The sequence below is a fragment of the Cylindrospermum sp. FACHB-282 genome, from assembly GCF_014697195.1.
In the GTDB taxonomy this organism is placed as follows: Bacteria; Cyanobacteriota; Cyanobacteriia; order Cyanobacteriales; family Nostocaceae; genus Cylindrospermum.
On record NZ_JACJRJ010000018.1, the window covers coordinates 21,754 to 42,045 of the forward strand.

At 39.8% G+C, this 20,292-nt stretch carries 31 protein-coding genes; 7 read left to right on the plus strand and 24 right to left on the minus strand.

What is annotated here, in order from left to right; translation table 11 throughout:
• Positions 1-301 precede the first annotated feature (301 nt).
• The 14 genes from H6G32_RS11355 to H6G32_RS11420 all read right to left on the minus strand — a co-directional run bounded on the left by H6G32_RS11355 (position 302) and on the right by H6G32_RS11420 (position 7,499).
• Positions 302-763: a hypothetical protein gene (locus H6G32_RS11355; RefSeq protein ID WP_190458173.1), complete on the minus strand. Its 462-nt coding sequence runs from the start codon at positions 761-763 to the stop codon at positions 302-304.
• Complete coding sequence (locus tag H6G32_RS11360) at positions 723-947, minus strand: hypothetical protein (protein ID WP_190458175.1); 225 nt, start codon at positions 945-947, stop codon at positions 723-725. The genes H6G32_RS11355 and H6G32_RS11360 overlap by 41 nt, the downstream gene beginning before the upstream one ends.
• A gap of 94 nt (positions 948-1,041) precedes the next feature.
• Positions 1,042-1,392 carry a hypothetical protein gene (locus tag H6G32_RS11365; protein WP_190458177.1) on the minus strand — a complete coding sequence of 117 codons (351 nt, stop codon included), beginning with the start codon at positions 1,390-1,392 and terminating at the stop codon, positions 1,042-1,044.
• 50 nt (positions 1,393-1,442) lie between these two features.
• A complete protein-coding gene (locus H6G32_RS11370) occupies positions 1,443-1,949 on the minus strand; it encodes an SLOG family protein (protein ID WP_190458179.1) in 507 nt (168 codons plus the stop codon).
• On the minus strand, positions 1,946-2,200 hold the full coding sequence (locus tag H6G32_RS11375) for a hypothetical protein (RefSeq protein WP_190458180.1): 255 nt from the start codon (positions 2,198-2,200) through the stop codon (positions 1,946-1,948). The genes H6G32_RS11370 and H6G32_RS11375 overlap by 4 nt, the downstream gene beginning before the upstream one ends.
• A 136-nt stretch (positions 2,201-2,336) precedes the next feature.
• Positions 2,337-2,654 carry a hypothetical protein gene (locus tag H6G32_RS11380; RefSeq protein ID WP_190458181.1) on the minus strand — a complete coding sequence of 106 codons (318 nt, stop codon included), beginning with the start codon at positions 2,652-2,654 and terminating at the stop codon, positions 2,337-2,339.
• 105 nt (positions 2,655-2,759) lie between these two features.
• A complete protein-coding gene (locus tag H6G32_RS11385) occupies positions 2,760-3,356 on the minus strand; it encodes an alpha-ketoglutarate-dependent dioxygenase AlkB (protein WP_190458183.1) in 597 nt (198 codons plus the stop codon).
• A 107-nt stretch (positions 3,357-3,463) separates the two neighbouring features.
• Positions 3,464-3,871, minus strand: coding sequence for a hypothetical protein (locus H6G32_RS11390; protein WP_190458185.1), 408 nt, complete (start codon positions 3,869-3,871; stop codon positions 3,464-3,466).
• 428 nt (positions 3,872-4,299) lie between these two features.
• The gene (locus H6G32_RS11395) at positions 4,300-4,566 is read right to left on the minus strand and encodes a hypothetical protein (protein WP_190458188.1); all 267 of its coding nucleotides are present in this window, start codon (positions 4,564-4,566) and stop codon (positions 4,300-4,302) included.
• Positions 4,567-4,669: 103 nt separating this feature from the next.
• A complete protein-coding gene (locus tag H6G32_RS11400; protein WP_190458190.1) occupies positions 4,670-5,101 on the minus strand; it encodes a hypothetical protein in 432 nt (143 codons plus the stop codon).
• Between the two features lie 148 nt (positions 5,102-5,249).
• Positions 5,250-5,633: a zinc-finger-containing protein gene (locus H6G32_RS11405; RefSeq protein WP_190458192.1), complete on the minus strand. Its 384-nt coding sequence runs from the start codon at positions 5,631-5,633 to the stop codon at positions 5,250-5,252.
• A 54-nt stretch (positions 5,634-5,687) separates the two neighbouring features.
• Complete coding sequence (locus tag H6G32_RS11410) at positions 5,688-6,212, minus strand: hypothetical protein (RefSeq protein WP_190458195.1); 525 nt, start codon at positions 6,210-6,212, stop codon at positions 5,688-5,690.
• A gap of 79 nt (positions 6,213-6,291) precedes the next feature.
• Entirely contained in the window at positions 6,292-6,822 is a 531-nt protein-coding gene (locus H6G32_RS11415) for a hypothetical protein (protein WP_190458196.1), read from the minus strand.
• A gap of 65 nt (positions 6,823-6,887) precedes the next feature.
• Positions 6,888-7,499, minus strand: coding sequence for a hypothetical protein (locus tag H6G32_RS11420; RefSeq protein WP_199328077.1), 612 nt, complete (start codon positions 7,497-7,499; stop codon positions 6,888-6,890).
• 91 nt (positions 7,500-7,590) lie between these two features.
• Here H6G32_RS11420 and H6G32_RS11425 point away from each other — a divergent pair, with 91 nt between their 5' ends.
• On the plus strand, positions 7,591-7,839 hold the full coding sequence (locus H6G32_RS11425) for a hypothetical protein (protein WP_190458198.1): 249 nt from the start codon (positions 7,591-7,593) through the stop codon (positions 7,837-7,839).
• A gap of 15 nt (positions 7,840-7,854) precedes the next feature.
• Here H6G32_RS11425 and H6G32_RS11430 read toward each other — a convergent pair whose 3' ends face one another.
• The 8 genes from H6G32_RS11430 to H6G32_RS11465 form a co-directional block, all read right to left on the minus strand.
• Entirely contained in the window at positions 7,855-8,211 is a 357-nt protein-coding gene (locus H6G32_RS11430; protein ID WP_190458200.1) for a hypothetical protein, read from the minus strand.
• A gap of 66 nt (positions 8,212-8,277) precedes the next feature.
• Entirely contained in the window at positions 8,278-8,700 is a 423-nt protein-coding gene (locus H6G32_RS11435) for a DUF4326 domain-containing protein (RefSeq protein WP_190458202.1), read from the minus strand.
• A 151-nt stretch (positions 8,701-8,851) separates the two neighbouring features.
• Positions 8,852-9,508 carry a hypothetical protein gene (locus H6G32_RS11440; RefSeq protein ID WP_190458204.1) on the minus strand — a complete coding sequence of 219 codons (657 nt, stop codon included), beginning with the start codon at positions 9,506-9,508 and terminating at the stop codon, positions 8,852-8,854.
• 51 nt (positions 9,509-9,559) lie between these two features.
• On the minus strand, positions 9,560-9,928 hold the full coding sequence (locus H6G32_RS11445; RefSeq protein ID WP_190458206.1) for a hypothetical protein: 369 nt from the start codon (positions 9,926-9,928) through the stop codon (positions 9,560-9,562).
• 88 nt (positions 9,929-10,016) lie between these two features.
• Positions 10,017-10,361 carry a hypothetical protein gene (locus H6G32_RS11450; protein WP_190458208.1) on the minus strand — a complete coding sequence of 115 codons (345 nt, stop codon included), beginning with the start codon at positions 10,359-10,361 and terminating at the stop codon, positions 10,017-10,019.
• A gap of 254 nt (positions 10,362-10,615) precedes the next feature.
• A complete protein-coding gene (locus H6G32_RS11455) occupies positions 10,616-11,008 on the minus strand; it encodes a hypothetical protein (RefSeq protein ID WP_190458210.1) in 393 nt (130 codons plus the stop codon).
• 59 nt (positions 11,009-11,067) lie between these two features.
• On the minus strand, positions 11,068-11,427 hold the full coding sequence (locus H6G32_RS11460; RefSeq protein ID WP_190458212.1) for a hypothetical protein: 360 nt from the start codon (positions 11,425-11,427) through the stop codon (positions 11,068-11,070).
• 93 nt (positions 11,428-11,520) lie between these two features.
• Positions 11,521-11,763 carry a hypothetical protein gene (locus H6G32_RS11465; RefSeq protein WP_206757964.1) on the minus strand — a complete coding sequence of 81 codons (243 nt, stop codon included), beginning with the start codon at positions 11,761-11,763 and terminating at the stop codon, positions 11,521-11,523.
• 67 nt (positions 11,764-11,830) lie between these two features.
• On the opposite strand from H6G32_RS11465, the gene H6G32_RS11470 reads away from it, so the two are divergent.
• From H6G32_RS11470 to H6G32_RS27090, 6 genes are all read left to right on the plus strand, one after another.
• The gene (locus H6G32_RS11470) at positions 11,831-12,109 is read left to right on the plus strand and encodes a hypothetical protein (protein ID WP_190458217.1); all 279 of its coding nucleotides are present in this window, start codon (positions 11,831-11,833) and stop codon (positions 12,107-12,109) included.
• Between the two features lie 18 nt (positions 12,110-12,127).
• Complete coding sequence (locus H6G32_RS11475) at positions 12,128-12,946, plus strand: DNA cytosine methyltransferase (protein ID WP_190458219.1); 819 nt, start codon at positions 12,128-12,130, stop codon at positions 12,944-12,946.
• A gap of 61 nt (positions 12,947-13,007) precedes the next feature.
• On the plus strand, positions 13,008-13,523 hold the full coding sequence (locus tag H6G32_RS11480; RefSeq protein WP_190458220.1) for a PEP-CTERM sorting domain-containing protein: 516 nt from the start codon (positions 13,008-13,010) through the stop codon (positions 13,521-13,523).
• 144 nt (positions 13,524-13,667) lie between these two features.
• Positions 13,668-14,990: a hypothetical protein gene (locus H6G32_RS11485; RefSeq protein WP_190458222.1), complete on the plus strand. Its 1,323-nt coding sequence runs from the start codon at positions 13,668-13,670 to the stop codon at positions 14,988-14,990.
• Positions 14,991-15,054: 64 nt separating this feature from the next.
• Entirely contained in the window at positions 15,055-17,670 is a 2,616-nt protein-coding gene (locus H6G32_RS11490) for a hypothetical protein (RefSeq protein WP_190458224.1), read from the plus strand.
• Between the two features lie 28 nt (positions 17,671-17,698).
• On the plus strand, positions 17,699-18,247 hold the full coding sequence (locus H6G32_RS27090) for an HU family DNA-binding protein (protein WP_190458227.1): 549 nt from the start codon (positions 17,699-17,701) through the stop codon (positions 18,245-18,247).
• A 77-nt stretch (positions 18,248-18,324) separates the two neighbouring features.
• Here the strand turns inward: H6G32_RS27090 and H6G32_RS11500 are convergent, their stop codons facing one another.
• Together H6G32_RS11500 and H6G32_RS11505 are read right to left on the minus strand one after the other, a co-directional pair.
• Complete coding sequence (locus tag H6G32_RS11500; RefSeq protein ID WP_190458229.1) at positions 18,325-19,506, minus strand: Calx-beta domain-containing protein; 1,182 nt, start codon at positions 19,504-19,506, stop codon at positions 18,325-18,327.
• A 66-nt stretch (positions 19,507-19,572) separates the two neighbouring features.
• Positions 19,573-20,205: a hypothetical protein gene (locus tag H6G32_RS11505; RefSeq protein ID WP_190458231.1), complete on the minus strand. Its 633-nt coding sequence runs from the start codon at positions 20,203-20,205 to the stop codon at positions 19,573-19,575.
• Positions 20,206-20,292: the final 87 nt, after the last annotated feature.

Consider the following 20,292-nt stretch of genomic DNA (forward strand, 5'->3'; position numbering starts at 1 on the left):
AATATCAAAAACAAAAAGCGGTAACACGGAGCTAGTTTTTAATTCTTGGCAAGATTTCAGCGATCGTATCTTTATCAGATTTCCATCCCCAGGCAGGATAACTTTTGTTTGCTTTCTTGCAAATTCTGGTTATCGAGCGTAAAATCTCAGAAATGCTGTAGTGGTTGACCAAGAACTCAACCGCATCATCAAGTTTTGTTGGTTTCATTATTCAAAGACAAACAACCAAAATCACTAAGCGGCAGCACAGAATTATGTAGAGATTTTAGCCTAAAAATCAGGCCAGTTCTCTACATTAATTCTACAAAAAGACTGACAGATTTGGTACTTGAACAACGGACTCCTCACGATGTTTCTTGTACTCGTTCTGGAGCCTTGTAAGATATCGGTTGGATAACAGTTTATTTCGTTTCACTTCGAGAGTAGCGATCGCATCTTTGTGCTTTTGAACCTCACTTTCAATAATCTGAACTTCAACAGCATTGTCATTGGCAATCTTTGCCGCCGCAGCCATGATATCTGAATCTAATCGGCTGAGTTTCAAATCAGTTTGAGGAGTAGGAAACTGTTTCTTGAATACCATAACGATTTTGCTCGTACCGTTTTGGTATGCAACTTGGTTTTTACCTTTGTGATCGCTTAGTATTTTCATAGCCTCATTGATCGCGCCCGGCATAACTCCCTCAACTTCAGCCTGTAACTCGCTGATTTTGCTACGCAGTTCAAGCAACTGTTTCAAGTGCTGGGTTTCTGCTTGTTCCATTATTGCTAATAATGTTTTCTAGTGTTTGAGCGTCAAATCTGAGTAAGTTTTCAGCAGCGCGTTTAAATTGCTGAAACTTGTTTAGCGAATTTTGGCAATCACGTAATCCAGTTTTGTTTAGGAAATCGTAATAATCCATGTTGGTGTAAGTCTTAGAAAGCGCTTGCAGAAATTCTTTGGTCATTGTTTTTCCTTCAATAAAAAAGGAGTCAGGATTTCTCCTGACCCCAAGTTGTTAATTGTCAAAATCAAAAGGCGGTAGCACAAAATAACAGTTATTATTTCCAATCGTAAGGAATTGCTGTCGGGTCTTTTGACTTGCAGCTAGCCTTGCTCGGCGCTTTTGCTAACGATGAAATTGTGTATGTTGTACCGTTAACTTTGATTGAGTTTTTGATTGGGTTTTTTGCTGAACCAAACTTCACAGTTCCGCAAGCGTTTGCTTTAGCGGTTTTAGTTTTAGTTTCTGTAACTTCAGCACTAACGGCTTGGTTTGCAGTGTGAACCCAAACCTCATTGTCTCCAACACGATAAACTGAGTTGCCTTTGTAGGCTAACGCGTGTGCTGGGAATGTGATAGCCAACGTTAAAGCTACCATCATCACAAAGCTAATTAGTTTTTTGAGCATGACAAATCAGTATTTCTGTACTATCAAATCGTAGTACAGAACAATTTAAACTACAACAAACTAAGCTGTTTGCTCGGTTCAAAAATTGAAATCTTCAAGGTTTTAGGATTAACTTGAATAATTGAAAGATTGCGATCGCGTGCCATCCTCACAGTGCCCGCAGTGCCGCCGGTAAGTCTGCCATCATAAACAGCAATGCAAATATCAGAATGCTGAACCATGTACTTGTTTCTAACTTGCATACATCCTGCGTAGTACTCAGGAGAAAGTATGATTTTGCCGCTAGCGCCCTTAAGAATGCCTCTGTACTTCAAACGCTGTTCTGGAGACCATTTTGCATAGTTCCCCTGTCCAGCATAGGGAATGATTCCAGTCCAGATTAGCCCACGTTGATTGAGGATTTCAGCAGCAGCCTGGTCACCACCGAGAGCCATACCGTTACCAAATCTGTCTACCCCCTGGTTTATGGCCATATCGATTGCTTGGTTCAGGAGGGCGATCACATTACTATTGTTGAGGTTGCTGATATCTCTATGCCCAGTGAAGAATGCTTTCATAGTTCTAATGCTTTAATTGCGCTGTCGATGAATTCATTTGTTAATTGCAGTCTAGTTGCTGGAGAAAATACAGCGTTATTGTTGAGGTTTTCGAGTTGAAATTTTGCTGCTTTGAGACAATTAAGCGCGATCGCTTCCTTTGCTGTGAGAGAAAGCTCATCTGGTAAATCATCTTCTGGATAATCCGGCTCAAGGAATTTTTCAGCCCTTGGCACTCCGTGAGCCTCATTCCATTCAATAATTTGATTCATGTATTTTAAGATAAAGTGCCACCATAAAGCGGTAGCACAGAAATATGTCCTTACCTTTGCTTTCTTTTGCTTCAATAAAATAGAAAAAGTAGCGATCGCCCCCTTATGAGAAGCGATCGCAAGTTATCAACAATATTTAAAATTGAACCTCTGCTAGCTTGGAAAACTCGTTAACACTAACATCTTCTAAAAAATCTCCATCTTCGTCGTATCCAGATATATACCAAGTACAACGAACTTGTTTAATTTCACTCACACACAAGTCGTAAGTCTTAACAAGGTAAGTTTTGCCAACCTCGATTGGGTCACCATTTCCGCAAACCAGCAAATCACATTCGTAGGGATCGTACCCGTCCAAACCGTAATGGTGAAGCATTCCACCAATCATTAAAACCCGACTAGAGCTAGGTAAATTAAACTCCTTGATAATTGCAGCATATTCTACGGTATTCATCGTTTAACTCCAATAAATATTAGTTAATTTCTGTTCGCGGTAGCGTTGCTTGAGTTTTGATTTAATAAATAGCGATCGCCCCCACGCGAGAAGTGATCGCCTATATCAATAAACCTGCCGAATAGTAAGGTTTAGCCTACCTCCAGCTTTCAATAAACTAGAAGTGCTGGGAATTATCTTCTTAATACCGTGGTAAATCATCCTAGATTCACCAGCAAGAATAATAACATCGCCGCTTTTGAGAAGAATCTCTCTAGTTTTATCAGAGCGTTTGTTACCACCAACTAAGAAAATTGCATCATCTCCAAGACTAATAGAGATAATTGGAGCAGTTTTGTTTGGTTCAGAGTTATCCTGATGCAAGCCTAATTTACTACCATTTTCGTAGTAGTTTATCAAGCAAGTCTGAGGAATAAAACCAGCATCATTAGCGTGCTGTGCCGCTAGAGATTTAGCTAGATTCTTAATAATCTCTGGCATTGGGGTGAAAGGTTTGCCAGTTGTTGGATGAATTGTACTGTAGCGATAACCTTGCTCATCAGAAATCCAACCTACTTCGCCGCAATTGGTCATTTGACAAGAAAAGTTGCTGCCGTTCTTCATTCTGGGTACAAAGAGAGGTGATCTCTTGCCAACTTCTCTGCAAGCTTGAAGAACTTCTAGCTGTTGTTCTACTGAAAGAAACTGCTGTAAGTGAATCATTGTTAAGTACCAATAAAAAATTAACTAGTTTCTCTTCGCGGTAGCGTGGTTTGGTTTCACTGAAAAATAGCGATCGCCCCTTTATGAGAAGGCGATCGCCAAAATCACTAATATCTGTATTCATTGAATATTGCTTTTTCGTTAGCAATTTCAGCTTTTATGTTTTGCAGTTTTTGTAAAGCATCTTCTAGTAAATCGTAGCAACCAATACAATAAAGCTTACCTTGAACAAATATTGAATATTTGCCGATATCGTTCAGCTTTACATAAAGTTGCTTGCCTACAGCCGCTAATTCTCGTTTCACTAACTCGCGTTGCTTTATGCGATTACCAATAGCTTTGGCATTAGTAATAGCTTGATCGCGAGTCTGAGAATCCCAATCAGAATCTTCAGAAACTACGAGAATATCATCAAGATATATTTCGTAAGCCCAAACATTGCGCTGCATTGATTGTCGATAGTATTGGCGAAGATTGCGAATACTGCCATTGATTTCAGGGTGTTGATAAAACATGGTTGTCTCCAATAAAAATTAATTTCTCTTCGCGGTAGCGTTATTTAGGTTTTAATTGAATAAATTAGCGATCGCCCCAATTAAAGAGCGATTGCCAAAAACAACTAATTAACTTTGTCGCAAGCTTTTTACTACTTTAATATTAGTTTCAGTCCAACAACCATCACTGAGAGTAGATTCAAGCCAAGATACTAATGCAAGTTTTCATTCTGCTGAATAGTTTCAATTTCTTCACGAGTCCAGTCCCTGTTATCGCCCGATACTGCTAGCTCAATTGATTGGTATGGATTTGAAGTTGTCATAAAAACCTCTAGAAAAACTAAACTAACTCCTATTCGCGGTAGCGTCATACTGAAAAGGCTCTGGTTTTTGGTTAAAAAAAGCCCCAATTCCAATCAAGGAATCAGGACTATTCAACAAACCTTTCATTACATTTGAGCTAGAATCTTGCCAACTTGGTCATAATCTTCTATTTTACCGCCGCGAAAACTATACCCATTTTGACCAACATAGTTATTTCCATCAAAAATCACACAGCGGTCATCGTAAAGACCAAATAAATCTTTCAAATGAGGTTGAATATGTTTCACATTATCCTGATGTTCCTGGTTTAGTTTTGCAAAGATATCACTAATCTTTTTAGGTTCCTCTGGAGGTAAACGGCTGCCGAATTTCTTAACAAATTTGATGGACATGATATTACTCCTAAATTGCGATCGCTAACATTCATGCATTAAAAAAAGCCCCTAATCCCAGTTAAGGAATTAGAAGCTTTACTTCAAATTAAACTAAGTGAATTTAGTATGGAGGATAACCAGATTCTTCATCAAAATCATTTTGGTCAGTTTCACCATACATTTGCTCTGGTGGATACCCAAAATCAGTAGATACAGAAACAGAGACATTGCCATTCTTTGCTGCAACTCTAGCTTTGATTTCAGATTTTTCACTATAATGATTCTTGCGATATTGCAGCAATTCATCAACAGTGAATCCTAAATCTGTCGCAACAAACTTAACTAGTTCATCTAAAGACTTCTTATGAATGTTGTCAGATTTCCAATCATCGCCAAATTCTTTATTATAACCAGCAATACCTCTTTCATAATCAGGTTTGTTTAACTTGTATTGTTCCCAGGACATTACACGAATTGCATCCAATAACGTAGCTTTACGTTTTGCGATTTCAATAACTTGTTGCTCGGACTTCGTAACTAATTTGATACCCATGATGCAGACTCCTGTAAAATACAAAAAAACAAAATCAAACTCTATTCGCGGTAGCGTCAACTGACTGGTCTAGAGTCAACTGGCTACTGCTTCTTCGGTGTTTAAAACAAAATAGCCCCAACTCAAATAAATCAGGGTTATTCCATATTTATTTCTGCAATAATTCAATTACGTGCTTACACTGCTGTTCATCAAACATTGCTATATGGGTGACTTCTCGCGAAATTTCCAACTGTTTCGAAAGCCACTGATATGCAGAATTACGGGCAATCTGTCTAGAAATGCGATCGCCCCCCTTCCATTTGACATCAAAAAGAGCGTGGCACTTATTCCTAAGCGCCCTCAGTTCTCTATTAGCCAGACTTCCAAGCGCTTTTTCTGTGCCTTTGTGACACCCAACGTAGGCATCACAAGATTTACACAAATAAATCATCCCGTAATTGGTTCCAGCGCCATAAATTATTGATGAGTGAACCAGTTCAGATTTTTGGTTGCAGTAAGGGCATATTTTTCCTTGAAGTATTTCGTTCATTTTCTAAAATCAACCTTGCTGAAATCACCAAGCGGTAGCAGCAATTACACCCACTTATTTCTTATAAATCCAAACACCATCCATTATTGGTGCTGGATTATTTGCAGATATAACAACGATATAATCCCGCATTTCATAGGTGCGCTCTCCATATAAATTATGAAAGGCGATCGCATCCCTCACTAAAAAATCTTCACCAGCTATAATTTTATAGGCTCTAGGAAATCTTTCTACAAATTCTTTGCAAGTAAAACAAAGTTGCAGAGCATCAGTGTCAATTTCGTGGTTTATAAGCTCTTCTCCACGCTTTAAAATGTACCGTTCTCTGGCAATGAATAGCAGTACATAGTCCTGCATTGCGTAAGCGCTCCAACAATCCTCTAAATTGTGTTGGAATGCGATCGCCTCTTCACGCTTGAATTCTTTACCTGTAAGTTCTAGATATTTGTCTGATAAGTCAAAATCGTCTCCATCAAAGTCCGGAGAATTATTCCAAACTAACTGTAAACCTTTGATTCTGATTATAGAATTAGCAAGCGACGGAATTGATGGTGTTAATGAGTAAGTAACTGAGTTCATAATGTACCTTCAAATTAGATAAAGAAATAACTCACAGCCAGATATTAGCCGTGAGTGACTCGAAAAAGCTTAATTTACATTATTTCCAGTAAATATAAGCTCCACAAACCCATGCATCAACACGGTCTTGGGATACAACCACAATAAAGTTTTTCATCTGGTAAATTGCTTCTTTATAGCGACTATCGTATCGGTAGGCGATCGCATTTTCTTTACTCAACTCCTCGCCAGTAATTTCCTGATACTTTATTGCCGCAGCTTTCAATGGTTTTATTTTAGATGATTCATTTAGCTTAAATTTCCACAAAGATTCGCCTTGAGTTTCAATTCTCTTGGTATAACTCCAAGTTTCCTGTGGTGCTTTGAAAATATAGTGTTCTTTTGTTAGAAATAGCACTACATAATCTTCCATTGCATACACAGACCATTTATGCTCTGCGTTATTTTGAAATGTGATTGCTTCTTCATGACTAAAGTCTTTGTTTGTGAGTTCAAAATACTTCTGTTTAGCATCAAGTCCATGCCAAACTAAATCCAAGTTTTTAATTTGGATTATAGAATTAGCAAGTGATGGAATTGCTGCTGTTAATAAGTCCCCAGTTAAGTCCATAATGTAGCTCCTTCAAATTAAAAAATAACTCACAGCCACCAAGCGGTAGCCATGAACTACTAATTTCATTTAACTGTTATCACCTTGCAGCATTTCATAACCTCAATACTGGCTTTAGTTCCCCGGCTTACACCATCCCAGATTGCCAGACCATATTTGTATTCAGCAATCAGCCGCATCTCTGCATCTCTCTGGCTATAATTGCCTGGAACTCCAACAGTTTTAAAGCCGCTGCTGTTTCGGGGACTGCCAACACCAGCAAACGTTGCATAGTAGACCGTAACATTTTTGTAGTCCCTGAGCCGGAGATAACGCTGAACTGCTGCATCAACACCAGTGGCGTCACCAATAATTACATTGAAGCCAAGTTCTATGATTTTATTGAGGGATGCGATCGCTATTTGGGGAATTTCTTTGATAGACCGCGAACCAAATATCATTACTGTGGGTTTGGTATCAACTTTGGTACTGAGAAAATCTTTCATAGCTTGAGAATATTCTGGGTCATTTTCACTAACTACACCGCATTCGTTCATATCGTAGATGGTAATTTCAGCAGAAACCTCGCCCCCAACCTTAAAACAGATATCACTAGTTTCAAACTCTTCGGTGATGGTTCCAACTGCAACGAAAGAGTCACTTTCAGGGTGATAAACGATTACTTTTTCGCCTAGCATAATAATATTTCCTTAGATTAATTTTATTGGGTGGTAGCAGCAGGTTGGTAAATGATCGCCGATTAACAGCGATCGCTCTGCTCAAATTAAATTGGAACAAAATCAATATTGTCCTGAGTCCAATACTCACGGTATTGCATCCAAGCAATTAAATAATCTTGTAACCACTTACAGTCAAGGATTTCTTGTTTTTCGTCTTGATTCCAATTCCTTGGAAAAACATTGGAAACCGCCTGAATTGCAAAATGAGGCTGTGTATATTGTGTGTTCACAAATTTATTTTGTTAGACCAACCCCAGTTGGCGGTAGCAACATTCTGGTAATTGCGATCGCCGATTAACAGCGATCGCTTTGTTCAAACTGTGATCACCCTAATTCTGTTTCTAGGCATTCGTCCGAGATTAGTTGCTACGCCTTTACTGCCGTCATGTACGGCTAGCATGAAATCAGCTTCTTGAGACATTTTGATATCTTGAGCAGGATATTTGCCAGCGTCAACTAATTGATATCCAAACGAGAGTTTACTACCAGTTTCGTAAATCGTGACATTAGGATAACCGATTAACTTCAAATAAGTTAAAGCTAATTGGTCAAAGCCTCTGTAATTACCAATAAGAATTTCGCCCTCAAGTTTACAAATTGTGTTAATTCTTTCGATAATCTCCAAATTGAGAGATTTTAGGTTTTCGGTTCCAGTGAAGAATACTTTCATGCGTCAACTCAAATAAACTAATTTCTGTTCGCGGTAGCGTTCACAAACTGCAAACGCCACCAGAACTTAGGGATAATATTCTTTATAAGCCAACACAAACCACTCTTGCTTAATCACCCAATAGGCACACCTAATAATGCCGCTTCCGTGACACTGTAGCGGGGCACAATAGCAGGTTAGTTGAATTGGTTCAACTTCATCATCTGCTTTGAAAGTTAACTCCAGAATCTTCAAGCAAATTTCTAGAAGTTCCATGATTGTGCCTTCGCCATCAACCTCTCCGGTTTCAGACCAGCGCTTAACCTTCTTGTAAAGATAAGCATCAAATTTCTTGCAAACAGTTGGGCGATCGCCATCTTCACCGATTCTGTAAGGATTGTACAATGGCGATTTTGGCAGATTGTAGGATTGATTAGCCCTACCAATATAAATCTTGTCTTTACCAAGAAAACCGTGTGTTTTGCCGTTGATAACTTCGATTAGTTCCATATTAATACTTCAGCTTAAATAGTTGCTATATGTGTGAGTAAGACAAAGCCTCTAGAATTAACTAGAAGCTTTGCCAAACAACACCAAGATTCAAACTTGAGTTAGCAGATATTCAACACAGGATTTAATCATTTCTGCATGGGGGCGATCGCTACAAATCGAACAAATAGCTGATTACACCACCGTTTCTTCTCAGACGAATGTCAAACACCACGTCATAGACCTGTCTTCCCTTCTCTGGCTTACCACTGACATCTAGATAAGCAATTCTGCCATCACCTACACCAGTCGGATAGATGTGATGGATGTGGCAATCCAAAGATTTTAATTTCATCCGCCGCTGCTTGCCATAGAAATAATCTCCAGGCAGCAAAAAGCAAACTCTAGCTTCTGGGTTATTCGGATTCAGCAACTCAAGGCTCGTTTGAATAAAATCCAAAGCATTAGAAAATGGTGGGTTATCAATAACTAAATCAAATTTGTTGTTAACAATTGGCTCAAACTCTGGGAACCCACAGTAAACCTGAAAAAAATTTCCATGAATCCAATGACAATTAGCGATATGTGCAGTGTTCGTGATGCCTGTGAGATAGCGATTGTGATTAATTTCACAACACACAATCTTTCTTGTAGTTGGCAGAAACTTCACGATTTGACCAGTGCCAGCCGCAGGACATAAAATCGTTTCGTCTGTGGTTTTAATTAACTTAGCTCCTATGAGTTTTGCTATTTCATTGGGAGTTTGGCGATCGTCTCCCTGTAGTTCTTCTTGTGATTCACCAAACAAAGATTGTTGAATTGTGTTCATTGGGTTTTATTCCTTTAACTACCAGTACTAACCAGCAACGTATTATTTCAATTATTGCAAGTAAACCTGGTTATTTTTCATCAAAGCATTTTTGCTCTCTGAGTAGCTTAAGCCTCTGCTTAAGATTATTCCTTCAATCACAGGTTTAATCCAAACAGAAGCGTCTAGTTCTTTGTGTGTTCGTGGTTGTGGAATGTCTTGTAAATATCTATTTTGCCGCATCTCCTTTAAATTAATACACTCTCTCAAAAACCCCAGCAAAGCTAAGTCTGAAAGGCAATTTAGATGATTTTCTAAATCTGTTTCACACTGTTGTTTTAGTTCTGAGATTTGTTTTTCGTACTCGCTTACAATGTTACCTAATTCTCCCCAAAACTTAGTTCTAGGTTTGTTTGGGTTTCTTACTGCTTGTTGAATCATGTTTTTTTTATGAAACACCAAAATTACAAAGCGGTAGACATAAAAAAGCAGCACTACTAAATAGCTTGGTAGTGCTGTTACTAAATCGCTATTCTTTTGGTAAACAATTACTGACTTCAAATTCCAAAATATTAGCCGCAAACTCTATTTGCTGCCAAACGTCAGGATTATTGACAAACAGTTCAGCAATATAAAGCTTTGGTTTTATGTTGGGGAAGTTTACTGTTTTAATACCCATTTTTCCAGCATCTTCCAAAACTGTTCTACAAGCTGCTAGTAAATCATTGCCGTACTTATTTGATATAGTTCCGTGTACACCGTCTAAATTGGAGTGACTTTCATCTGTAAAGTTGATGAATGCTAACCATTTGTTTTCGTTACCAGGGCAGACCTGTTTAACTTGAATCCCGGTTGTAAATAATTGTCCAATCATGTTATTTATCCTAAATCAAAATTACTAAGCGGTAGCACAGGATTTACTCCTTAAACACCGAAATCCCACACTCTGGAAACGCTATCACCGAAGTATATTCGGCTGGAATGTGAGATACTTTTACCTCTTCAGACACTTTTTCACCAAAGCCAATAACCCGAACAATTATTTCAGATTTACTTTTACTAAACAAAACTCTATCTAGTTCAACAGAAGTTTTGTAAACCAAACAAATTACACGCATTTTGCACCTGTTAATTTATTCTAGCTCTTTCACCAAGCCACCATTCAGGAATTGAAACCTGAATCCTGTTGTTGCTAATTTCTGGGTTTTGCAATCGCCAGTCAAAAAACTCTTGTTCCCTGCTAACTTGACAAACAGGTTGAAAGTCAACGTAAATAGTCCAGATTTTTGGACTTATTGAGTAAATCTCCGAAAGTCTAACAAAGTCTTCACTGTGGCGTAGCATTGCTTTAACTAACGCTAATTCAGATTGAATTTCCTGAAGCATTTTTTGATTATATTGCTGCCCGTTTTCAATTCCTGAAACTATAATAAATTCCCATTGGTTAAGCATTGCAATTTGTTCTTTAGCCCAAGGAATTCTGTCTAGATGAAGTTGGTACATATTACGGGTTTGTTTCATACTTCTCCTTTAGTTTGAATAGCGTTACTGAAGAATCAATAACGCCAACTGCTATTGTGTTATTCGTTGTGTACAAATTCAGCAACACACTCCGGCAATAAACCCCGAACTTTAATTTCTAGTGGAAATCTTTGCACTCGCTTGGCTGTTCTGGGTGTGCCGTCATCACCCTCAAAATAGCCATTATTCAGCATTGCCCAATCAGCAAAATGCTGGAACTCTGAATTAGATTTTAAACCAATATAAGTGATAAAGCTCGCAAATCCTGAACTAATATCTGGGGATTCCTGCCAATTAAATTGATTAGAAAATGTCCCACAAATAACAATGCGATCGCTCAACTGAACAATTAAATAATTTCCGTGTGGTGAAGTTTGTAAAACCTTACCTTCAATGCCAGCAAACTTGATTATATTCATCGTTTTCTTGAGGTATACTTTGTGTAATTACAAATGTTCTAGGGAAAAGATTAAATCCCTTCCCCTACTTTAATTAGTTGGCGCTAATTAAATCTAGTTGGCAGATTGCTTGGATTTCCAGTACAAGTAATCCTCTAGAGAACAGTTAATACCAGCTAGCAACTGAGATAACTGTTCATCTTCTTCAATACTCAACAAAAATTTGATTCTCGTTATGACATCCTGCAAATTAATATCAGACAATTGCTGAACTTGTTGAAATTCTTTAACCGTAATTTGAGTTGACATGGTAATACCGCCAAACGAAATAAACCAAAACCGCTTGGCGGTAGCCACGACTTTCTGATTTCCTTTATTTTGATTACATCACCGCTATCAATTGACTCATCTATCACGAAAAACTATGAACAAAAAAAGTACAGAAATATCTGAATTTGATGCTGATGGTGATTGGGAATTTATTAGCGACACTGCTGATTGCACCTTCTGCGGAACTTTGGACTATTGTCTTGGATTGGCAAAGGATTGGCATAATCCAGCAGAGTCAACTATTGAAAGAGCTAGAAAGCGTTGCCTGCGAACTGGGAGCTTTGAGTTGAAAAGGTGGCAGGTTAAGTACGACAAGGATGGAAACTGTAAAAGACTTGAGCGAATGATGAATAACAAAAAGAATAATTTCTAGCAATTATTTGTAACAACGATGCAGCCTTTATCTTGTATTGACTTCTTTGCCGGAATTGGTGCTTGGGAATTAGCGATCGCCATCATCAACGAGATGTCAGGTTTCCAGATTTTCAGCACATTTGGATTTATAGAAATTAATCCTGCCGCTCAACTGGCATTGCGATTACACCATCCTCTAATTCCCATCCACGCAGATATAAAAACTTACACACCACTACAAAACATAAATGTCTATTTCATTTCATTCCCTTGCACCGGCACAAGCAATGCTGGACACAGAACCGGACTCTCACACGCTGAATCAGGGTTGTGGTTTGAAGCTTTGCGCTGTATCTGCATTGGTAGACCCAGGTTTATCGTTATCGAACAGCCTGAAGGATTTATCCATAGAGGACTTCGAGCAGTTATTGCTGGACTCAGAATGGCAGGATATTCTACAGAAGTTGAAATCATCTCGGCAGCGGAGTTTGGCGCTCCGCACAGGCGAAACAGAGTATTTGTTGTTGCCCACGCCAACTACTTATCCTTGCAGCAACGGCAAGGGTGGAAATGCTGGGATGAACAAATTGGAATGGACATTGAGAAAATCCGGGCGTTTGGGGAGCGATCGCAAGCTTTCAGTAGAAGCATCTCTGTGGATGATGGGGTTCCCCCCTGGATACTTGGAGTGTCTTATTTAGGATGGTGGAAAACCAATAAACCCCCATTAGATTGTGGCGTTCCGAGAAAGACGGCAGGTAGAAGAGAAGCTATTAATTTAGTCAGTCGGTCTATAGTTCCTTGTCAGGCGGCGATCGCACTCATGCGAGTTAAGTTTTTGGCAGACTTGATCTAGAATACTTGCAAAATGTACTGACTGCTTCGGTATAATATTTTAATCTGTCTAGCAAAAACTTATGATGAAATATCAGTCACTTCAGAATTTAACCTTTGCCTGCGTAGCCGGCTTGATCGGAGCTATTAGCATTCAAAGCGCTACTTATGGTATGGGTTTAACTACGACTGTAGACAATTTAGGTGGAGGAACTATTACAATTCCTAAAGATACCGAACTAACTTCTTGGCAATTTGTCAATAAAACTGGAGTTGCTTGGACGGATTTCCACTGGTTTTTTAGTGATTCTTCTCAGAAACCAATTTTGGTCAATGTCGGAGGCGAACTTAAGTCAGAATATGAAATTTATTTTAGTCCCACTTTTTATATAAAACCTGGGAACATTTTTGATGGAGTGACAAACCCAAAAAAATGGAATTTCTCTACTGGGGATACAATCGTTAGTTACGCGCCTTCCTATGAACTTGCATCTGTACCAGAACCCACCACTATACTTGGGCTGGTTCTTATCTCTGCATCTGGAGGGTTTTTATCCAAGAAATATACTAGAAAGTTTAATAAGCAAGCTGTCTTTTAAAGAGTCAAAATAACTTACGTGCAAATGCGATCGCCCATCACACCGAATAAATTACAGACTGCCTCTCTAAGGCGGTCTTTTTTATTGCCCATGATATAAAATATAGTATTCAGTATTTATGTACTATATTGGCAGTTATGAGTCATGAGTAAAGAAGATATTCTGAGTCAAATTTCTGGTGAAGACTGGATTAAAAAAGGTGGGTTAGATATCCCGGATGACATTTTCGAGGCGTTAGATAGTCCTTACGATTGGCTTGATGGATTAAAACCCATCAGCTTTTCCAGAGACAATCTACCAACTATAGATAATATTCTTAGTTTCTTTCCCCAAGCCGAACTTGGGGATATTGTAAAAACTTCATCCATTGAAATGCTCCGCACATCCTACGGAATCAACAAGTGTTTTAATTCCAAAACCCACAAGGACTTAGCCGAAAAAGCTAATCAACTGCTTTCCAAATCAAAAGCTAGAAAAAAAGATGTTGGCATTTATAACGCCGCAGTTCAAGCAAACAATCTTTTCTTAAACCTGGGATTAGTAAAAGAGCAATCTGAAAGCTACAGCGGTCAGATGGGTGAAGTTTCTATTTACGATCGCATCAAACAATCAGAAGCCAAAAACAAAGACTGGCTTCTTGAAGTATTGGAAGAAACACAAGAAATATTAGGTAATGCGGCAGAAGATGCAATCGCTAAAATCAAGCGCCTGATTAGAAAGTTAACAAAATTCATGAAGGTTCCTAGACCCTACGAAAGCAATTCAATTAGTGGGCAATATATATCTTTGTCTTCTAATTTCTCACCTTCAGCAATTATTCCGGTTGCAGCGCCTGGGGTTGTCGATGTTGTGGGCGTGGTGAATGCGATCGCTTCTGAACTTCTTAAAACCTTCATCCTCAAAGCTGTAGCAATCCCAGCAGCGCTGGCAGAAGGGTTGGTTAGTACAGTTACGTCAATCGTTCTGAAAGGCTTGGGTGCATCTGGGACTGAAGCTGTTCGCTACATAGCTGGCGGGATTCTCAGAGGCGCAAAAGATTTACTACCTTCCGTGTTCAATAATACGGGAATGTTTGCAGGTGCATGGGCATTTTTAACGAGTTGTGCCCCATACATTCTTGCCGCCGCAATCATAATTATTCTGGCAATCAAGATGTCACAAAAAGTTCAAGTCGGCAACTTGGTGACATTATTGGCTACTACTGGTAACGACCAAGACCCGGATTTAGTCTCTGCAAGAATCAGCGGCGATAGCGCTGAAAGGTTAAAGGATTTAGCCGACCTGAAAACTAGTTTGCTCGAAGAAACAGGCAAAGATTACGCGAATATTTACGGTTTTACGTTTGAGAAAGGTGATCGCAAACTCTGTGTTGATATGACTTTGCCTGTACTGATTCCTATAAAAGGTGAAATCGCCGCCACACTATGGGCTAATTTTTCTGCAAGATTTGATTTTCTGACATCTTAAATATTTGCAAATCATTAGTCATTGGTTATTAGTCGTTAGTCACTCACAGGTAAAGGGGAAAAACATGGCTATACAGTTTAAAAACACTCGCTATCTTCCTGACGGTTCTCAAGGCGAAATTACAGTTATTGCAGAGTGGTCGGTGTGGAATTGCCAGCAAAAGCGGTGGATAGATTCAACGCCAACTGTATTGAGAAATATTTTACTGGCAGCACTTCACCCAAATACAGAATTTTGCATTGGGGAAATTGACAAGAATGAAACTAACTCAACGAGATTAAACCCATTCAAACCCAAAGACTACGAAAATGCTTTTTTCTTAGACTTGGCTAGCGGCTCCAGGAATCACGGACGCTTTACGTTTGCAAACAAGTCAACAATTGGCAAAAGGTACTACGGCGGCGCTGAAAAAGATCAATGGAAACGAATAATCTACGGTTCAATCGTTCACACTGGATGTAAGAAGCTCATTTACAAACAGCTAAAGTTTGTTGTTGTGGATGATGAAGCACGCGACGCTGACGGCAACTTTTTGGATGACCAGGTAAATGGTATTCACTGGGAAACAGGCGATTCCCATGCCAAGGCAAGTAGAGATTTAATGACTTTGCTGGGATTACCCGCAGATGATGAGGATAAAACCGTAGACCCTGAACGCCCGATACAGTTTAGAGCGGCATTATTTAAGGAGTGGGTTGGCAAAGGTACCGTCGCCTACAACCCTAAACTTGACGGTTCCGGTTATGACTTAGCAATTCCCCTCTCATCACTCAAAGGTAATAAACCAGCTTTGGGAAATCATGAGGGTAAACTTTTAATGGGATTAGTGTTTGAAGCTGAGGAGCGCAGAGCTAAACCGGGTTGGATGTTGTTCCAGTGGTTTGATTTCCAGACTTTGGAGAAAGACGGCATTATCAGCAAGTTAGAGGAAAAGTGCGATCGCCTTTCCCAGGCATATAACAGCATTGTTGACCTAGCCGACATACTCAGAATTGACCAAAGTGAAGCTGAAGCAGAACTTGAAGAAGGTTCTGATAGCTTGCAGTCCGAAGCTGAGTATGAAAACACCATGATTCGCGTAATCCAAGTTGATAAAAACGGATTACTGCTTTTGCATCCATATATCGTGCGGCGGGTAAAAGAAAGAATGCAAGCCGTGTGGTTGAATCTGGCTAAAGCTGCGGGTGTTCGGTTTTACAGTTTAATGGGACAACCTGATGAGTCTCTGGCTCACTACCATGTGGTTTTGCCTGATGGTCGAATCAAGGGTAAAAGGGTCTTTTGTGCCCCCGATTTCGAGCCGGGAGAGTACATGGTTTTCCGCAACCCTATGCGGCACTGGGGAGATATTCAACTCTGGGAAAATAGGCATGAGGGCACCTACCTCAACTCTACTGGCATTATGGCCGCACCCAAACTTTTGCTTTTAACAGTAGGGGGTGATACTGACGGGGATTTCTATAATTTGATTAAATCCAGCGCCTACCCCAATATGCGAAGTGCGATCACCAATTTCGCCGAACCCCCGACAACCAAAAAATTCCCCAAGATGGCATTGCAGGGAAGCTTACAGGAAATTGCCATCAAAAGCATGAATGATCTAACCGGAATTGTTGCATCACTGTTAGCCAGGGCACGGGCTGCCAATGCTGAAGATGCGGTGATTCTAATCCCCGCCGGCGGAGAACAAAAAGAAGATGAGGAAATGCGTGTTATCGACTTTCTCAGCCAACAGGTACAAATTGCAGTAGATAGTCTTAAGTCTGCATACCCCAACAATAGCAACGGGCTAGATGCAGTCAAAAAGTTCTTAGACGAAGTTGAAGGTGAAGCGCCTTGGTTGAAAGATTTTAAGGATGAGCAATGTTATCGTGACCGCACCTGCAAAGTTACACCTGGAGCCACTGACACAGTTTCTCGACTGGTTCAAACTGTTAACGGATTTTGGAAAGCGCCTGACTTAACTATTGACTCCAAGCCAAGTAACTATGAAAAGGTCTTATTTGGTGATGTGGAGTTTGAGGAAATTCAGTTGGAGAGGGCGATCGCACACCGAGCCGCTTACCGGGCTGCTATGAAAAGCGCGATCGAGTGGAAAGCTGCCAACGATGACTCTACGCGTATGATTCGGGAAGTTGCCGAGGCGACTAAGAATAGCAAGGAAAAAACTTTCGCCATTACCAAACCCGATGGTAGTTTGTACAGCCGTGAATCCTGGGTGTCTGCTTATTGGACTGCTACTCATCGTGCTGAAACTGGTGATGCTGGGTTGGTGTTCATGATTTTCGCTGATGAAATTATTCAGCAGTTAAAAAACACCGAGCTCAAAGAAGCTGAGATGATATTGGTTTACGGTGTTAACAAAGGTAAATGGGCAGCAAACTGGAAGGGGCAACAGGTTCAAATTAGGGCAATTATTCAGGAATTTGGTGATAAGCAATATTTATCCCTTGAGATGAAATGGGATGGTGCAAAAACTCAATTGGGTTGGCACTTGCTTGGAAACATCAGCGATAAGTTTAAGCCCTATGTACTTCCCGGTTTTACCAAAACCATGAAAATTTACACTATAAGTTTTGATGGGCAAAACAAGGCAAAACGAGTTGTTCTTTTTAATGCGGATATGCCGCAAGAAGAAATTAACAAAACCCTCTTGTTTGATTACTCAATAAAGTTATAATTGACCAAATGTGTTTCCTGTTAAAACAATGAATCCTGAAGTCTCTCAATACATCCAGAATGTAACTGGATTTTCTAAAACTACTGTTGAAATGGTTCTGGAATCTTTTTTCAAATTTGTTCAAATTAGGTTGACCAATAGATCAGATGTAAACATTCCCAAGTTTGGAACTTTTTCGGTAAGATTCCTGAAAGCACGCAAGGGACGAAATCCGAAAACAGAAGAAGAAATTGACATTCCCGATAGCTATAAACCAAAGCTCAAATTTTCTAAAAACTTCGACATTGAACCTGACCCAGCATTAAAAGCTGAGTTAGAACCTGTTGAGGATTTGCCAGTTGCGATCGCGCCTGATTCTAAACTTCCCCCTCCAATTCCTACCGAATTATTACAGCAGGAAACCAATAGAAGCTGGTACATTCAAATTGCTGGTCAACCGATTGAAGTGGCTGAAGACCAACTACTTGAAAAAGGTATCTTACCAACAAGTCCGGTTTGGAACCAAGAAATTACAGGTAGCTGGAAACTAGCCAAAGACGTACCCGAATTAGCCTATTTGTTTCAGAAAGCCGCTTAAATCAGTGAATAATTCCCAATAAAAAATCCCCTTCTGTTTAGAGCCGGAGGGGATTTTTGTTGCTGCCGATAATAAATTTAAAATCCAGTAATGGTGACCATGATTTCAGTAGGGCTTTTTTCTTCTAGAGAGATTTTTGCACAATCCCAGAAACCATCAGGAGTCCAAATAGTGTTGTCTAGATTCCATGCATACAGGGACAAAATCCGCTCATTTCCTGGTTGATAAGTCTGACCTTCCAAGATTTTTACAGCAAATTCTTCACCGATTTTTGCAATATTGGGGATCTGGTTCCATTTCTTAATTTCAATGCCTTTGGTCTTGTCCGCGCTAACGCCGTTTGCAAACTTGACAGTGATGGTTTTACCAGAAACAGGTAAGTACACTATTTTGTCTGCAACGACAATGGCGGGCTTGCTGCTGGCGTTGGGCAAAAAAACAATATCTTTGATGCTGTAGTAGCCAGTTGCAACAAAAACCAAGGTGTAATTCCCAGAACTAACACCAGTAAAATCAGCTTCAATAGTTTGCCACTCAGACATTACAGGTATATCAAGAGAGCAAATTTTTGCGCCTTGGGTAGAACCAAGATAAATATCCAGTTTTGCAGGGAATGCTCCGTTTAAAGTTGCGACTGATGCACTTGTAGGTGCTTCTGCAAAATACCAGTTTTGAACGTGAACTTCGGCGTTTGGTTCAAAAGTTACTAGTTCTTGTCCAACTTGACCAGAACCAGTAGCGCTGTAAAGGGTGAGAGATGGCAGCGTTTTTTTGATGAAAGCTTCAACCTTTGGAACGAAACTAATAATCCAATCCTTAAGCACACTCAGGCGGACACCCATATTATCTTTTGTCAAAAGAACTAGGTTACTGTTTGGACTGACTTCGGCGATCGCATTATCGCTAATTTGCAACTGTGCTGTCTTGACAGCCGCATATTTTGCCCCACCTTTAATAGAGGTGAGCTTGAGAGTTAAAAATTCTGTAATTTCAGGGTAGAGGTCTGCAATAGCTTTGATATCTACAGCTTTAGGTGAAGTATCACCATCAGTCCAGGTTAACGTTTGGCTGAGTTTTTCTACATCTCTACCAGCCGTGGCACTATCGCCCTTTGCTGTACTTGCAGAAACTTTAACCGACACTTCACCGCTGGAGCCGCCAGTACGAGTAACTTGAACGGGCCCAAATCCTGATTCCCATTGTCCGTTTTCAAACAACTTATAAATCGGTTTATCGAATTGCAAAATTCCTGCGGTCATGAGTTTCCCTCCTAAAAAATAATCCCCGGACCGATAAGTCCAGGGACAAAACTAAACCAGATTAGATTAGGTTTGAACTTGCAGTGTGCGGCTGATTACAATACCATCGCTTGCTTCGCCAACAATAAACACTCCCACATAGGCGTCCATTTCAGCATCTACAACGTACACGCGAACGTTATCAAGCAAACCATAGGTTTCGTAAATGTCATTTACTAATTCCACCGGCTGAGTAACTTCTGAGAGACCAGTAAAAGGGGTATCTGAGGCAGGATTAGCAACAGGCAGAAGAACGTCGTTTCCAAAAGCACCCTTAACAAGATTAGGGTAAGATTTAGCGATTGCTGTCAGCAGCTCAAGTGTTGCCGTTTCGGCTTTAGAAGCGAGAGTTTCTTTCAGCGTTTTGGTCTGAATAGTAAATTTTGCGGCGTCAGGAATTTTATAATCTGTTGGCACCACACCAATTTCAGGTTTAGCCCAAGCTCTAGTTAATGATCGGTGTAAAGATAAAAGCCTTGGCTTGATTAAATCAGCATTTTCTGATTTCAAATCATCAATAACCTTTTGGTTCTTGCTCGTGCTGATTTCAAGAGATGCAGGAATGCTGGATTCTGAGCCACCAAAATCATTGCCTTCGTCGTAGCCAATGCGGTTTCTCAATAGCTTGGCAGCAGTTGCGACTGTTAGATTAGTTGCCATATTTCTTTAAATTGAGTGAGTTTTGCTTAAAAACATTCTATCAAACCAGACACAAAATAACGCCCTCTTTTCATACTAAAAAAAATA